This is a genomic window from Dongia sp. (assembly GCF_041909655.1).
In the GTDB taxonomy this organism is placed as follows: domain Bacteria; phylum Pseudomonadota; class Alphaproteobacteria; order Dongiales; family Dongiaceae; genus Dongia.
Genome location: NZ_JAYRDA010000012.1, coordinates 70931 through 85800 on the forward strand (window position 1 = coordinate 70931; position 14870 = coordinate 85800).

The 14870-nt window shown below is 62.9% G+C and carries 16 protein-coding genes and 1 tRNA gene; 8 read left to right on the top strand and 9 right to left on the bottom strand.

Features of this window, described 5'->3' with window-relative positions; genetic code table 11:
- Positions 1-31 precede the first annotated feature (31 nt).
- From ACE3PR_RS18990 to ACE3PR_RS19000, 3 genes are read left to right on the top strand one after another with little or no spacing between them, the layout of a single operon-like run.
- On the top strand, positions 32-1051 hold the full coding sequence (locus ACE3PR_RS18990) for a histone deacetylase family protein (protein WP_374375268.1): 1020 nt from the start codon (positions 32-34) through the stop codon (positions 1049-1051).
- 13 nt (positions 1052-1064) lie between these two features.
- Complete coding sequence (locus ACE3PR_RS18995) at positions 1065-1373, top strand: hypothetical protein (RefSeq protein ID WP_374375270.1); 309 nt, start codon at positions 1065-1067, stop codon at positions 1371-1373.
- Positions 1374-1387: 14 nt separating this feature from the next.
- Positions 1388-2539 carry an FAD-dependent oxidoreductase gene (locus tag ACE3PR_RS19000; RefSeq protein ID WP_374375272.1) on the top strand — a complete coding sequence of 384 codons (1152 nt, stop codon included), beginning with the start codon at positions 1388-1390 and terminating at the stop codon, positions 2537-2539.
- A 15-nt stretch (positions 2540-2554) separates the two neighbouring features.
- Here the strand turns inward: ACE3PR_RS19000 and ACE3PR_RS19005 are convergent, their stop codons facing one another.
- The 6 genes from ACE3PR_RS19005 to sfsA form a co-directional block, all read right to left on the bottom strand.
- The gene (locus ACE3PR_RS19005; protein ID WP_374375274.1) at positions 2555-4078 is read right to left on the bottom strand and encodes an ATP-binding protein; all 1524 of its coding nucleotides are present in this window, start codon (positions 4076-4078) and stop codon (positions 2555-2557) included.
- Entirely contained in the window at positions 4075-5196 is a 1122-nt protein-coding gene (locus ACE3PR_RS19010; protein WP_374375276.1) for a DUF2336 domain-containing protein, read from the bottom strand. The genes ACE3PR_RS19005 and ACE3PR_RS19010 overlap by 4 nt, the downstream gene beginning before the upstream one ends.
- 327 nt (positions 5197-5523) lie before the next feature.
- Positions 5524-6327, bottom strand: a complete 804-nt coding sequence (locus tag ACE3PR_RS19015; RefSeq protein ID WP_374375279.1) for a class III extradiol ring-cleavage dioxygenase — start codon at positions 6325-6327, stop codon at positions 5524-5526.
- A gap of 15 nt (positions 6328-6342) precedes the next feature.
- The gene (radC, locus tag ACE3PR_RS19020) at positions 6343-7068 is read right to left on the bottom strand and encodes a DNA repair protein RadC (protein WP_374375281.1); all 726 of its coding nucleotides are present in this window, start codon (positions 7066-7068) and stop codon (positions 6343-6345) included.
- Positions 7058-7879, bottom strand: coding sequence for a type I methionyl aminopeptidase (map, locus tag ACE3PR_RS19025; protein ID WP_374375283.1), 822 nt, complete (start codon positions 7877-7879; stop codon positions 7058-7060). Before map ends, radC begins: the two co-directional genes overlap by 11 nt.
- A gap of 93 nt (positions 7880-7972) precedes the next feature.
- Entirely contained in the window at positions 7973-8677 is a 705-nt protein-coding gene (sfsA, locus tag ACE3PR_RS19030; RefSeq protein WP_374375285.1) for a DNA/RNA nuclease SfsA, read from the bottom strand.
- A 102-nt stretch (positions 8678-8779) separates the two neighbouring features.
- On the opposite strand from sfsA, the gene ACE3PR_RS19035 reads away from it, so the two are divergent.
- The 4 genes from ACE3PR_RS19035 (at position 8780) to ACE3PR_RS19050 (ending at position 10438) form a co-directional block, all read left to right on the top strand.
- Positions 8780-9121, top strand: coding sequence for a hypothetical protein (locus tag ACE3PR_RS19035; protein ID WP_374375287.1), 342 nt, complete (start codon positions 8780-8782; stop codon positions 9119-9121).
- Positions 9122-9129: 8 nt separating this feature from the next.
- Positions 9130-9891 carry a competence/damage-inducible protein A gene (locus ACE3PR_RS19040; protein WP_374375289.1) on the top strand — a complete coding sequence of 254 codons (762 nt, stop codon included), beginning with the start codon at positions 9130-9132 and terminating at the stop codon, positions 9889-9891.
- A 13-nt stretch (positions 9892-9904) separates the two neighbouring features.
- A tRNA-Leu gene (locus tag ACE3PR_RS19045) sits at positions 9905-9993 on the top strand.
- Between the two features lie 106 nt (positions 9994-10099).
- Positions 10100-10438 (top strand): hypothetical protein, encoded by a 339-nt coding sequence (locus tag ACE3PR_RS19050; RefSeq protein WP_374375292.1) that lies wholly within the window; start codon positions 10100-10102, stop codon positions 10436-10438.
- Positions 10439-10485: 47 nt separating this feature from the next.
- Here ACE3PR_RS19050 and cysC read toward each other — a convergent pair whose 3' ends face one another.
- The 3 genes from cysC to ACE3PR_RS19065 are packed head-to-tail and all read right to left on the bottom strand — an operon-like array spanning position 10486 to position 13990.
- Positions 10486-12417 carry an adenylyl-sulfate kinase gene (gene cysC, locus ACE3PR_RS19055; RefSeq protein WP_374375294.1) on the bottom strand — a complete coding sequence of 644 codons (1932 nt, stop codon included), beginning with the start codon at positions 12415-12417 and terminating at the stop codon, positions 10486-10488.
- Between the two features lie 11 nt (positions 12418-12428).
- Positions 12429-13271, bottom strand: a complete 843-nt coding sequence (gene cysD / locus ACE3PR_RS19060) for a sulfate adenylyltransferase subunit CysD (RefSeq protein WP_374375296.1) — start codon at positions 13269-13271, stop codon at positions 12429-12431.
- Positions 13250-13990, bottom strand: a complete 741-nt coding sequence (locus tag ACE3PR_RS19065) for a phosphoadenylyl-sulfate reductase (RefSeq protein ID WP_374375299.1) — start codon at positions 13988-13990, stop codon at positions 13250-13252. Before ACE3PR_RS19065 ends, cysD begins: the two co-directional genes overlap by 22 nt.
- A gap of 477 nt (positions 13991-14467) precedes the next feature.
- Between ACE3PR_RS19065 and ACE3PR_RS19070 the strand changes: the two genes are divergently transcribed.
- Positions 14468-14644 carry a hypothetical protein gene (locus ACE3PR_RS19070; protein WP_374375301.1) on the top strand — a complete coding sequence of 59 codons (177 nt, stop codon included), beginning with the start codon at positions 14468-14470 and terminating at the stop codon, positions 14642-14644.
- Positions 14645-14870: the final 226 nt, after the last annotated feature.

Here is a 14870-nt window from a genome sequence, read left to right on the forward strand (position 1 = left end):
GCGGGAAAATCGCAGCATCGGAGTCGGGGCCATGCAGGTCTTTTTCTCGGAAACGCAATTGCGCCACGCGCCGCATGAGTTCCTGGTGCGGGGGCGCTGGCAGCCCTGCCCGGAAAAGCCGGAACGCGCCACGGCGCTGAAGGCGGCTTTGGATGCGGCCGGGCATGAGGTCCGTGAGCCCGTGCGGGGACCCGATGCCGCCATCGCCGCCATCCATGATGCGCGCTATCTCGCCTTCCTGGAAAAAGGTCATGCGCGCTGGCGGGAACTGCCGGGGGCGTCCGATCTGATCGTGCCCAACATCCATCCCACACGCCGCGCCGCTGCCTATCCGGAATCCGTGGTGGGGCAGGCGGGCTATCACATGATGGATACGGCCTGTCCGATCGGCGCCGAGAGCTGGCCGGCGATCCGCGCCAGCGCCGATGCCGCCATCGCGGCGGCGGAACTGGTCAAGGCCGGCACGCGCGCCGCCTATGCGCTCTGCCGGCCGCCGGGCCATCACGCCTATGCCGATATGGCCGGTGGCTTCTGCTATCTCAACAACAGCGCCATCGCGGCGCAGATTTTGCGCGGCAAATATGACCGCGTCGCCGTCATCGATGTCGATCTTCATCACGGCAATGGCACCCAGGGCATCTTCTATGCGCGCGGCGATGTGCTGACTGTCTCGGTCCATGCCGAGCCGGCGAATTTCTATCCGTTCTTCTGGGGCTATGCAGACGAAACCGGCGAGGGTGCTGGCAAGGGCGCCAATCTCAACCTGCCCTTGCCGTTGGGGAGCGGCGACGATGACTTCCTCGCCGCCCTCGATGTGGGGCTCCGGAAAGTGCGCGATTTCGGTGCAGAGGCCATTGTCGTGGCGCTGGGCCTGGATGCGTTCCAGGGCGATCCCTTTGCCGGGCTCAAGGTGACCGAGGGCGGCTTCAACCGGATCGCCGCCCGTCTCGGCAAACTCGATCTCCCCAGCGTCTTGGTCCAGGAAGGCGGTTACCTCTGCCCGGAACTCGGCCGCAACCTGGTGGCGTTCCTGGAAGGGTTCAATGCATAGATCCTTTGGGCTAATGCTTTTGGCCGGCATATTGGTTGCGGGTGCTGCAACCCTTGCTGCTGTAACTCCCGGTGCGGCGTCCGCCGACGAAAGCTGTTCCCACGAGGAGGCGCTGGAGATGGGCGCCAAGCTTCATGAGGAGCTTGATGTCAGTTCTGAGCGGTTTCGGGATCGCTCGCTGAGCAAGGTAGAACAAAAAGCTTATCTCGATGCCTTCGTCGACTTGATGGACGCCAGCGATCTGGCTCTGCGTGGAAAAGATGCCGAAGCCTGCAGCCGCTATCGCGAGATCGCGGCGCGCATGGATATTGATCTGGATTAGGACGGATGACGAGAATGAGCGACGTGTTCGATACGGTCGTGGTGGGTGCGGGTGTCTTTGGCATTGCGACGGCTTTGGAACTCGCCAAACGCGGGCAGCGTGTCGCCATCGTCGACCGGTTCGGCAGCGGACATGAGGTGACGTCCTCGACCGGCGCCTCGCGCTCGATCCGGCTTGCCTATGATCATCCGTTCTATGTGCAATTGGCCATGCAGGCGATCGAGGCCTGGGGGGCGCTGGAGAAGACCAGCGGGCGGCGCATCCTGCATCTGACTGGCCAGGTCGATATTGGTTCGGAACGGAAGCTCTCGGCGCTGATGGGCGAGGTGACGAAAGCGGGCTGCCGCATCGACATGCTGGCGGGCAGCGATTTCAAACAGCGTTTTCCGGAAATGGCGCTGCAGCCTGGCGAGCGCGCGCTGTTCCATGCCCAGGCCGGCACGGTCATGGCCGAGGTGGGCATGAAGGCGATGAACGAAGCGGCGGCGAAACTGGGCGTTGCGATGTTCGCGCCAGAAGCCGTCACCGGTATCGCGCGGAACGGCGACGGCGTGCGCGTGACGACGGCGCAGCGGCACGTGGTTGCCGCGAAGGCGGTGGTAGCGGCGGGACCCTGGAGCGGGGCGCTGCTGCGGCCGCTGGGGATCGATCTGCCGCTCGCCCCGGCGATCGCGCAGGTGACGTTCCTGGATGCGCCGGGCTTGGTCGACCGGCCTGGCTTTGCCGAATGGAAGGATAATGGCGAGGTCGGCTATTACGGCCATCCGGTGCCGGGCATCGGCTACAAGGTCGCCTTCGATGCGGGTGCCGAAGGCTGGGATGGGGACGTCACCTCCTGGTCGCCGGATATGGGCGAGGAGGCGCGCCTCCTCGCCTGGTTCGCCGACCGCTTCCCCGGCCACAAGGCGAAGGTCGCGAAAACCCAGCGCCATCCCTGGACCATGATGCCCGATGTCGACTTCATCGTCGATGCGGCGGGTGGCGAGTGGGGCGATCGGCTGATCCTGGCCTGCGGTTGTTCCGGCCATGCCTTCAAGTTCGGCCCGGCGCTGGGGCCGCTGGTGGCGGATGTGGTCGAGAAAGGACGTGGGCCGGATCTGCTGCGCGTCGAACGCGCCGGGTTGAAGGCCGCGGCGCCGAAAGCTGGCGCGCCGATTACGCGGTAGCTGCAGCGGTCTAACTTACCGCACCCGCTCCGGCGGAATGTGGAAACCGACCTTGGTTCCCTTGCCGGCCGTGCTCACAAGCGCAAGGCGGCCGCCATGGAGTTCGGCCAGGCGGCGGCAGAGGGCGAGGCCCAGGCCGGTGCCGCCATAGCGGCGGGCGTGATGGGATTCCACCTGGACGAAGGGCTCCAGCACCCGGTCGATATCCTGTTCGGGAATGCCGATGCCGGTATCTTCGACCTCCAGCACCAGGTCGCCGCCCTCGGCGCGATAGGCGCGCAAGACGATGCTGCCCGCCGGCGGCGTGAACTTCACCGCGTTGGAAAGCAGGTTGAGCAGGATCTGCCGCGTCAGGCGATGGTCGACCGTGATGAGCGGCAAGCCGGTGGGGAAGTCGGTCGAAAGCGTGATGCCGGCGGCGCGGGCGCGATCCTGCATCATGCGCAAGGCCGGTTCGCACAGCATTTCGATGGAGGTTTCTTCCTCGTTCAGGATCAACCGGCCGGATTCGATCTTCGAAAGATCGAGGATGTCGTTGATCATGGCGAGGAGATGCTGCGCGCTGGTCTGGATGTCGGCGGCATATTCCTGCGCGCGCGGATCGCCCGCTGGCGCCAGGAGCTGGTTGTTCAACAGATCGGCAAAGCCGATGATCGAGTTCAAGGGCGTGCGGAGCTCGTGACTCATATTGGCGAGGAAATCGGACTTGGCGCGGTTGGCCATCTCGGCCGCTTCCTTGGCCTGGATCAGAGACAGCTCGCGCCGCATCAATTCGGTGATGTCGCTGGCGGTCCCGCGAAAGCCGAGATGGCCGCCGGTTTCGTGGGAGAAGGTGGGCACGCCGGACAACAGGAAGAGCCGTGTGTCGCCGGATTTGGTCAGTACTTCGAGATGATGGTCGCGGAATGGTGTCAGCGCCATGCAGCGTTGCTTGAGCGCGCGGCGTCCGGCTTCGCCATCGGCGAGTTCGTTCAAGGGCCGCCCGAGCAATTCCTGCGGCAGATAGCCCAAAACCTTGGTAACGCGGTCCGAGATCAGCGTGATGGTGAGGTCGGTGTCGGTCTCCCACACCCAATCGGAGGTAAGGCGCACGATGTCGTCGAAGCGTTCCCGCGCGCGGGCCAGCTCCGCTTGCAATTCGAGGGCGTTGTCGAGCGGCTCAATGAGGCCGGCGATGCCGGTGTGGCGTCCATGGCGGTCGGTCAGCGGCACGTGATGCGCGTGGAGGATGCGCTGATGACCGTCGAGCACGATCTGGATGTCGCGGCGGATGACGCGGTCACTGCCTTCAGCGCGCGAAAGCATATCGGTCAAGGGCAGCAGCGAGGCCGGCCCATCGCGCAAGGCAAGGCGTTCGCCCAATTGCCGATAGGGAAGATTGGACCAGGTGATGCGGCCTGCGCGATCAACCATGTAGAGCGGCGAAGCGAAATCGAACAGCCGTTGCGCGAAAATCTGCTTGATCTGGTCGGCGCTGGGCTGACGGGCCGCGTTGGGCTCGCTTTTGACGAGCCGGAGCTTGTCCCGCGCGATGCTCATCCGCGTGGCCGCTGTTCGAGGCGGCGGATGGATTTCAGGAAGTAGGGATTGATCTTCCAGCGTTCGACCACTTTCCTGGCCGTGTCCGGCTTCAGGCGGTCGAACATCTCCATCGAGCGCGAAAGCTGATAGGGGTTGTTGGCCAATTCGTTCGGCCGCGCCCGCTGCAGCATCAGGAAGAGGGCGGTAAAATCGGTGCGGTTGATGTTGCAGGCGCGGCAGCCGATGACCAGGCCCTCGCCGCCATCTTCATAGATGAGCTTGCGCGCCACCTGCGGCCGCAGGCTCAGCATCTGTGCCAGCATCGCTTCGAAGAGCGCGATCTCGCCACGGCGCAGGGTCTTGACCAGCATGTCGGCGGTGAGCTCGTTTCGCCGGGCCAATTGTTCAGCGAGCGCCATGGCGGCATCGTCGCCGCGGCGAACATCGTCATGGGCGGCGATGTCATCCGTCACCCGGGCGACGGTGAGATCGAGTTCGGCCTTGTCGACCGGGAAGTGTTCGACGATGTATTGCCGCAGGGCCGCCGAGACCCAGACATACATCTTCTTGGAAAGATCGGCGGGGAGATCGTTGCGGCGGAGCAGGGGTTCCTGGAACTCGTCGACGCTTTCCGATTGCTGCACCAGATAGGCCATGGTCGCATCGGTGATCTGCGCGCCGTGGTTCTCCAGCAACGCCTTGATCACGTCGACGGAATTGGTGCCGACCAGCGCGTCGCTCACCAGCGTCGAGACGCTGCGGCGCATGGCGATGGCGAGGCGGTGGCTCAAGGTGCGGTGACGCACGATTTCGACCAGATCCTCGTCGCTGAGGAGATCGCTTTTGAGGAGCACCGGCGAAGCGATGTCGAATTCGTCATTGGCCAGCAGCGAGACAACCTCGTGCGGGGCGTTGTGCGATTGTGCAAGCTTGTCGGCAAGCGCCTTGCGGATGGGCCGGGCGACATCCTGGATGAGCTTCTTCAGGATGTCGTTCATCAAGGCCTTTTCCTGCAAGGTCAGGATGCGGCCGGAATCTTCCATCAGATCGCCGATGGCGGTGACGAGGCTGGCCCGACCCTGACTGGACTTGTCACGGGCGAGGTCGACCAGCTTGCGGACGTCGGTGGCGATCACGGTGCGGTACTCACAATCCACCGCATCGGCGTTTCGGCTGTGGTCCGAGACGCGCGCGGCAAAATTCCTTTGTTGTGAAAACGATAGGGCCCGGACCGTTACCAGAGGGTTAAAATCGAGCTAACGCGCTCATATTATAGTGTGTGTCGAATTATGGGTATTTGTTCTTATAGTGTGGGGATTTCGCCAGTACCGGAAATTTTAGCAAAATGAATCAAATCGTTACTGGTGCGCCGCAAAAGTGTCGCCATGTGACTCCCGGCGATCACTTTTGCCACGAGTCGTAAAAATCAACCGAGTGGATAAAAAGACATCGGAAATCCCGGATCAGAGACCCCAGGCATAGGACGCCATGCTGAGGCTGCCGAAGGTGAAACTGCCGTGGATGAGCGTTCCCTTGGCGGCGGGCAATTGACCGGCGGCGGCGCCCAACGCCACGAAGAGGGGCATCAGATGGTCCTCGCTGGGATGGGCGATGGCGGCGTCCGGGGCCTGGGCGCGGTAATCGCCCAAGGCTTCGAAATCGCCGCTCTCGATTTGTGCTCGCAGCCAGGCATCGAAGGCGCTGGCCCAATCGGGGGGCGGCGTGCGGCCGCCCCATTCGACGGCGCGGAGATTATGAACGGCGCCACCTGAAGCGATGATAAGGACACCTTCCGCGCGCAACGGGGCGAGCAGGCGGCCCAGCGCGATATGATCGCCCGTCTTGCCGTGATGGATGAGCGAGAGCTGCAGCACCGGAACGTCCGATTGCGGATAGATCAGCATCAAGGGATTCCAGGCGCCGTGATCGAGGCCCCGATCGGAAGAAAGCAGCGCATTGTAGCCGCCGGCCTCGATCAGCTTGGCGATGCGCTGGGCAAGAGCGGGATCGCCGGGCACGTCGTATTGCAAATCATAGAGCGCCTGGGGAAAGCCGTAGAAATCGTGGATTGTGCTGGGGCTGGCACTCGCCGTGACGCTGGGGGCCGCCGCCTCCCAATGCGCCGAGATACAAAGGATCGCCGTGGGGCGTGGCAGCTTGGCACCCAGGCGCATCATGAAATCGCGCGCCGGGACGTTGTCGAAGGGAAGCGTCGGGCTGCCGTGGGACAGGAACAGCACGGGCATGATCTCTGGGACGGTGCTCAAGATGGCTTCTTCCTTTCAGCGCGCCTTGACGGCGTCGAGATAACCGAGCGAGCGCAGGCTGGCATGGCCCTTGCGGCCGATGATGATGTGGTCGTGCACATTGACCCCGACCTCGGCCAAGGCGCGCTGTACGGCGCGCGTCATGTCGATGTCGTCGCGGGACGGCGTCGGATCGCCGGTCGGATGGTTGTGCGCCATGATGATCGAGACGGCGCCCAAGGTGAGCGTGCGCTTTACCACCTCGCGGATATAGACCGGGGCGTGATTGACGGTGCCGCGGCTTTGAACTTCATCGGCGATGAGCGCGTTCTTGCCGTCGAGGAAAAGCAGGCGGAATTGCTCGTTCTGGTCATGGGCCATCACCGAATGGCAGTAATCCAGCACCGATTTCCAGGATGACAGCACCGGCTTCTGCAGCACGTCCTGGCGCTGCATCAGCAGGGCGGCACCCTGCACAATCTTGATCGCCGCCGCGGTACTCTCCTTGATGCCGCTCACTTCCATCAATTGATCTGGCTCTGCCGCCATCACGCCGGCGAAGCTGCCGAAGCGGCGGATGAGGTCCTTGGCGATCGGCTTCACATCGATCCGTGGAATAGCGAGGCAGAGCAGCAATTCCAGCAGCTCGTAATCCTGGAGCGATCCGGCACCGTTTTGCAGCAGTCGATCGCGCAAACGCTGGCGGTGGCCGAGATAATGCGGCTTCTCTTCCGTCTCTTCCGCTGCCGGCTTAGGCGGCATAAGGGGGCCGGTCGAGGCCGGCCGGCGATGCGGTGAAGATTTCGTAGCCGGTCTCGGTCACGGCGAGCGTGTGTTCGAACTGGGCCGAGAGCTTCTTGTCGCGGGTGACCGCGGTCCAGCCATCGTCCAGGATCTTCACCTGCCAGGTACCGGCATTGATCATCGGCTCCACCGTGAAGAACATGCCGGGCTTCAGTTCCGGGCCGGTCTTGGCGCGGCCGAAATGCAGGATCGACGGGGAATCGTGGAACACCTTGCCGATGCCGTGGCCGCAGAAATCGCGCACCACGGAAAAGCGCTGCTTCTCGGCGAAGCTCTGGATGGCATGGCCGATATCGCCGCAGGTGGCGCCGGGCTTCACCATCTCGATGCCGCGCATCATGGCTTCATAGGTGACGTCGATCAGCTTCTGCGCCTGCACGCCGATCTTGCCGACCGGATACATGCGGCTGGTATCACCGTGCCAGCCATCGAGGATGACGGTGACGTCGATATTGACGGTGTCGCCCTCGGCCAGCTTCTTCGGCCCCGGAATGCCGTGGCAGACGACATGGTTGATCGAGGTGCAGATCGATTTCGGGAAGCCGCGGTAATTGAGCGGCGCCGGGATCGCCTTATGGGCGACGATGTAATCGTGGCACAGCTTGTCGAGCGCCTCGGTGGTGACACCGGGCACGACATGGGGCGTGATGAAATCCAGGACTTCCGCGGCCAGTTTGCCGGCGCGGCGCATCTTCTCGAAATCGGCGGGCTTGTGCAGCTTGATCTTGCCGTCTTCGATCCAATCGTCTTCCAAATCTTTCTTCTGCATCACGCTGGGCTGCTCTTGGCTGCTGGCTGGTCAACTTTAGATACGCCGCGCCCTTATCCCTTGCAAGCCCCGGGCGCGCAGGGGGCATATGCGTCAGGGCAGGAAAGTCACTGGTTTTGCTAGTGAAATCCCCGTCGGTGCGATGCTGCAATGATAGGCCTGCAGCTCTGCACCCTGGCCGCGGGCGAGGGTGAGGGCCGCCTGATAGGCGGGATCGATATCGGCGGCCACCGCCAGGCGGTCGCAATCGTCGCGCTGGACCAGGAAGAGGAGGATGGCCCGGTGACCGAGAGCGAAGGCGGCCGAAAGCGCGCGGAGATGCTTGGCGCCGCGCTCGGTGCGGGAATCGGGGAATTCGGCAAGTCCGGGTTCGCGCGAGAGGGTGACGCTTTTCACCTCCAGATAGGTGATCTTTCCGTCCGCGGCCTCGTGGGCGAAATCGAAGCGGGTGCCGGTACCGAATTTGACCTCCGGCCGCCAGGTGCCGTCGGTCGGCAGGCCGGGCAGTTTGCCGGCCGCCAGCGCCTCGGCCACGATCCGGTTGGCGTAACCGGTATTGATCCCGACCAGGGCGCCGGACGCCGTCTCGACGATCTCCCAGCCGAAATCGAGCTTGCGGCCTTTCCCGGTCTTGGCCGAAAGCCAGCAGCGGGATCCGGGTTCCGCGAGGCCCAGCATCGAGCCCGGATTGGGACAATGCGCCACGATTTCGCGCCCGTCCTCGAGCACCATATCGGCCAGGAACCGCTTGTATCGGCGGATAAGGCGGGCAGGAAGGAGGGGTGGATCGAAAATCATGGAACCGAAATGGGAAATGGGCCGTAGAATCGAGGTGAGCGCGGATGTTGCATCCGGGCGGGCTTCCCGGCAAGTTAGCGCCGGATTTCTGGCAAGGGTGTGATGATGATCGGTTCTTCCGGGCGCGGTATCGTGGCTCTGTTTCTGGCGGGGGCTCTGGTTTCGGGCTGTTCCTATCTCTCGCGCGAGATGACCTGGACCAAAGCCGGGGTGAGCGAGGATGAGGCCTGGTCCGATCTCGATTCCTGCGAGAGCCAGGCCCGCGCCGCCACCAAGGCCGATCGCGGCATCGACCAGGACATCGCCGCCGCGCAAGGCACCGGCAATCCCGGCGGCGTCGATCCGGGCCTCACCACCAGCATGAACAGCTACCAGACCCAGGAACGCTATGATGCCTGGGTCAATGAATGCATGACCGGCTACGGCTATCAGCGGGTGCAGTGACGGCGATCATGAGTGAATCCAGGATTGTTACGGCCGCGGTGATCGTGATCGGCAACGAGATCCTCTCGGGCCGCACCAAGGACACCAACCTCAATTACCTGGCGACGGGCCTGACCGAGATCGGCATCCGCCTGATGGAGGGGCGTTTCATCCCCGATATCGAGGAGGTGATCGTCGCCACGGTGAACGAGCTCCGCGCCAAACACGATTACATCTTCACCACGGGCGGGATCGGCCCCACCCATGACGACATCACGGCGGCCAGCATCGCCAAGGCCTTCGGCGTGCCCCTCATCAAGCATCCCAGGGCGGCGAAGCTCCTCCTCGATCATTACGGGCCTGAGAATTTGACCGAGGCGCGCATGCGCATGGCGCATACGCCGGAAGGCGCCGAGCTCATCGACAATCCGGTCTCGGTCGCACCCGGTATCAAGATCGGCAACGTGCATGTGCTGGCCGGCGTGCCGCGCATCTGCCAGGCGATGTTCGACGGCTTGAAGGCGGAGTTGAAGGGCGGAGCGAAGATGCTCTCGCGCACGGTCTCGGGTTATGTCGGCGAAGGCGCCATCGCCAAGGATCTCGAAGCCCTGCAGAACCGCTATCCCATGCTCGAGATCGGCTCCTACCCCTTCTTCCGCGCCGGAAAATTCGGCGCCTCCTTCGTCATCCGCGGCACCGAGAAGGACCGGATCGACGCGGCGGCCGTGGAACTCCACGGCATCATCAGGAACCTCGGCGCCGAGCCGATCGAGGGAGAACCGGCCGCCTAGGATGTTTCAAGCTGCCCGCTTGATGGAATTGGTAGACATACAAGACTTAAAATCTTGAGAGGCGAAAGCCTCGTGCCGGTTCGAGTCCGGCAGCGGGCACCAGAACTTGAAGATCGCGCAACCTGTTGCAGATGTCACACGACGGACGTGGAACATCTTTTGGCTGGCGCGGTTAGGCAGGACATGCAGATCAGAAAAGGAGCATGTCATGACCTTCAAGAAACTTGCCGCTGCCACCGTCCTTTCTTTCATGTGCGCCTCGGGTGCCGCTTTTGCGCAATCGGCGTCGGAAACGGCGCCGAGTGACACCAATGTGATTCAGCCGGCACCGTCGATGCAGAACGACACGCCGCTGACCACCGGTCAGTGCGATGGCGAGAAGGGGACGTCACAGGCTTGTGACAACAATGCCACCAATTCCCCGGAAGAGCTGAACATCAATACCGGTGCCGGCGCGCCGTCGCAGGAAGATCCGGCGACTTACCGCTGTGACAATGAAAAGGGCGACGCCCAGAACTGCACCGACGGCAACAGCAATACCAATTAACGGCGCTGCTGCCAGCTAAGCGAGAAGTAGGGACGGGGCGGCGCGGGTTACTGCGCCGCCCCGATCTGTTTGCGCTGAGGCGTGGCGCGGGCGGCGATGGCTTGTTCGACATAGCCGATGAGGGTGGAAACCGCTGCATCGGGCGTGGTCACGCTGGTGTCGATGACGAGTGCGGCGTTCTGCGGCGCCTCATAGGGTGAATCGATGCCGGTGAAGTTGCGGATCTCGCCGGCACGCGCCTTGGCATAGAGGCCCTTGGGGTCGCGGCTTTCGCAGGTGGCGAGGTCGGCCTTCACATAGATTTCGTGGAAGCCGGTGCCGATGATGGCGCGGGCTTTCGCGCGTTCGGCGGCGAAGGGCGAGATCAGCGAAGTGATGACGACAAGGCCCGCATCGGCGAAGAGCTTCGCCATCTCGGCCGCGCGCCGGATGTTCTCGGCCCGCGCCTCGGGCCCGAAGCCGAGATCGTTGTTGAGGCCGGTGCGCAAGGTATCCCCGTCCAGCACATAGACCTGGCGGCCCTTGGCGAAGAGATCGCGTTCCAACGCCATGGCGAGGGTGGACTTGCCCGAGCCGGAAAGCCCGGTGAGCCAGATGACCGCACCCTGGTGGCCGTTGGCGGCGGTGCGGGCCTCGCGCGTGACATGATGGTCGGGGCTGAAGAGATGGCGCGGATCGGCGGCATTGTCTTCCGACGCAGTGCGGGCGAGGATCACGGCGCCGCCAACGATATCGCCATTGCGCGTGAGGACGGCGCGGCCGGTCTTGGCCAATTCATCGACCAGATCGATCGCCATCAATTGGCGCGAGCGCACCAGCACCTCGGCGATGCCGTTCTGGTGCACGCGGTCGGCCACCTGGCGGTCGAGGGAATCCACGTCGATGACCGCGCGGATGCCCTCGATGGCGACGGGATATTCCGAGGTCGCGACCTTGAGGCCGATGCGGTCGCCGGGTTCCAGCGGTTCGCTGTCCAGCCAGAAGAGGCGCAGGACCGCCTCATGGGTGAGGTGCGGCTGGCGCTCGACATGGGTCGCCACATGGCCGCGCTCGATGAAGAGCTCGTCATCGAGGGTGAGGGCTACCGATTGCCCGGCGGCGGCCGCGATCTGCGGCGCGGCGTTCCAGGTTTCGATGCTGGCGATCTTGGCCGACTTGCCCGTGGGAGCGAAGGTCAGCGTATCGCCGACCTTCAAGCGGCCGCTTTCGATGCGGCCGACGACCAGGCGGCGCTCGTCGAACTTGAACACGTCCTGGATGGGCAGGCGCAGCGGCAGCTCGGTGGCAGGCTTCGCTGCCTCGAAACCATCCAGCAGATCGATGACGGTGACGCCGTCATACCAGGGCGTGCTGGCCGAACGCGTCACGATGTTGTCGCCATGGCGCGCCGAGATCGGCACGATGGCCTTGGGTGTCAAGCCAAGCTCGGCGAGGAAAGCGGTGATCTCGTCGGCCACCACCTGGAAGCGGATGGGGTCGAAATCGATGAGGTCGATCTTGTTGACGATGACGGCGACCTGGCGCAGGCCCAGCAATTGCAGGATCAGCGCATGGCGGCGCGATTGTTCGCGCACACCCTCGGCAGCATCGATGACCAGAAGGGCGGCCTGAGCCTGGGCGACACCGGAAACGGCGTTCTTCAGGAATTCCTTGTGACCCGGCGCATCGATGATGACGTAAGGGCGCTTCGCGGTCTGGAAGAAGATCTGCGTCGTGTCGATGGTGATGCCCTGGTCGCGCTCGGCCTGGAAGGAATCAAGGAGGAAGGACCATTCGAGGGTACCGCCACGCTTGTCACTGGCCGCCTGCAATTCGGCGAGCTTGCCTTCGGGCAGGCTGCCAGTGTCGTGGAGCAGGCGGCCGATCAGGGTCGATTTCCCATGATCGACATGACCGACGATGGCGAAGGGGAAACGCGCCTGCTGCGCCGCTGGCTGGGGTGCTGCGTCATTGGCGGGTTTGAGGGTGATGGCGTTCATGAGCGTTCCCCTTACATATAGCCGGAAGCACGCAGGCGCTCGAAGGCGTCCTCGCGTTCGTGATCCATGGCGCGGCCGGCGCGCTCGGAGGTCTTGGTGGTGCGCAGCTCGTCGATGATGGCATCGAGGTCATGGGCATCGGAAACCACCGGGGAGGTGATGTCGGAATCGCCCAGCGAGCGGTAGCGCTTGCCGTTGCGCGCGAAATAGAGCGGCACCAGCGGAATCTGCTCGCGCTGCACATAGCGCCAGATGTCGAGCTCTGTCCAGGCCAGCAGCGGATGGATGCGCATATGGGCGCTGTCGGGGAGTGCCGCGTTGAAATGATCCCAGAATTCGGCCGGCTGGTCGCGGAAATCCCAGGTGCTGCCGTCGGCGCGGGGGGAGAAGACGCGTTCCTTGGCGCGGGTCGCCTGTTCGTCGCGACGGATGCCGGCGATGATGCCCTTGAAGGCGAATTCGTCGATCACGTTCTTGAGGCCCACGGTCTTGCGGGCGGCCGAGCGCGCGGCCGGCGGCAGGCTGGGATCCACCGATTCCACCGGCGGGCAATCGCGCACGATGAGGTTGAGGTTCCACTCTTTGGCATAGCGTTCTCGGAAATCGTACATCTCCGGAAACTTCTTGCCAGTATCGACATGCACGACCGGGAAGGGGACATGGCCGAGGAAGGCTTTCTTCGCCAGCCAGACCATGACGTTGGAATCTTTGCCGAGCGACCAGAGCATGGCGATGGGTTTCAGCCGTGCATAGGCCTCGCGCAGGATGAAGATGCTCTGTGCTTCCAATTGGTCGAGATCGGATTGAGATTCGTGGCTCATCATCTTGTCTTTCAATTGCGGTGAATGCCGCATTCGGTCTTTTCCAAACCGGCCCAGCGGCCGGCGCGCGCGTCTTCGCCATCGGCGACACGGATGGTGCAGGGCTGGCAGCCGATCGATTTGAAGCCGTCATAGACCAGCGGGTGCTGGGGCAGCTTGAATTGCTTGAAGGCGGCCTCGATCTCCTCGGCACCCCAAGCGGCGAGCGGGTTGACCTTGATGCGGCCGTCCAGGGATTCAAAGATCGGCAGCGCCGCGCGGGTCTTGCTCTGATAGCGCTTGCGCCCGGTGATCCACGCCTCGAAGGGCTCAAGGCCGCGCACCAGCGGATCGACCTTCCGCAACTGGCAGCAGAGATCGGGATTGGTCGACCACAATGTCCCATCGGGATCGGCCTGGGCGATCGCGGCCACGTCGGGTTCGAGCGTCCGCATATCGGTGAAGTCGAAACGACCACCAAGGATGTCGCGATACATCAGCGTCTCGATGAAATGCTTGCCGGTGTCGAGGAAGAGGATCGGCGTGTGGCGATCGATTTCGGCAATGAAGTGCAGCAGCAGCGCGGATTCAGCGCCGAAGGAGGAGACGAGGGCGATGCGGCCGGGGAAAAGCTCGGTTACCGCCGCGCGCAGAATCTCGATGGGATGCGCGCCGGCAAAGCGCGCATTCAGCGCCGCCACTTCCGCGCCGAGCACGGTGCTGGCATCGAAAACGTTCGGTCGGCTGGCTGACGAGATCTGATCGAGCGGCATGAGCTTGCGTGTCCGGAATGAGACTGGCGTCAATTACACACTTAGAAAAGTATAATGGCGCCAGTTGTGTGAAAAGATGTAGCACAGCAAAGCCATCGGTCAATTGAATTTAACGAACTCCATGCCATATTTGAACTAAAAGGACAGTAAATAAATGTTATTAAAGACGGTAAGATCTGGAGAGAAAGGCGGGACTTACTCATAACAATAACAATTAGTTATATGATTATCTTTGGGATCCGGGAAATTTGCATCGCTCCGACGCAGAGCTTGTTGTGAGCGAAGACGAGAGCTGGTCAGGCCTCTCCACAGAGCTTCATACGGCTAATCAACATCCTCTGTGTGAAATTATCTGAGGGCCAACGTCGTGGCTAAGTTTTTGAGCCGCTCTTGAATCCCCGCTCAGATCAGCAAACATCGTTAACATCGGGATCCGCCCTGCCGGCGGTCTCCCTCACCCTATCCCGGAGGCGTTCGATGTACGGCCATCTCATGCTCGCGGTCACTCTTGTCTCGGCGAGCCTCGCCTTGGCGGCCTGCGCCCAGTCTGGAAGTGGCGGCGAGAGCGAGTACCGCAAGCAGATGTCGGATTATCAGAAATCCATTCAGCGCAATGGCCGCCCGCCGGTGGGTGGGGCCAGAGCGAATGATTAGGCGCAAACGAGTGGGGGCAAACGGCTAAAAGAGCCCGGGAGCTTCTTTAACATCTGTATAATTGATGTCGGATTCCTTCGCGCTCTTGTCGGAATTCGTCACTTCAAACCTGTGGGCGCCGCCTATGCAGGATGCCCAGGATTTCGGCATGAATAAGGGGAAGTTCCATGAGTGAAGCCGTGAAGCTCGCGCGTCGGGGGCATGTCCTCGAGATCACGCTCGACCG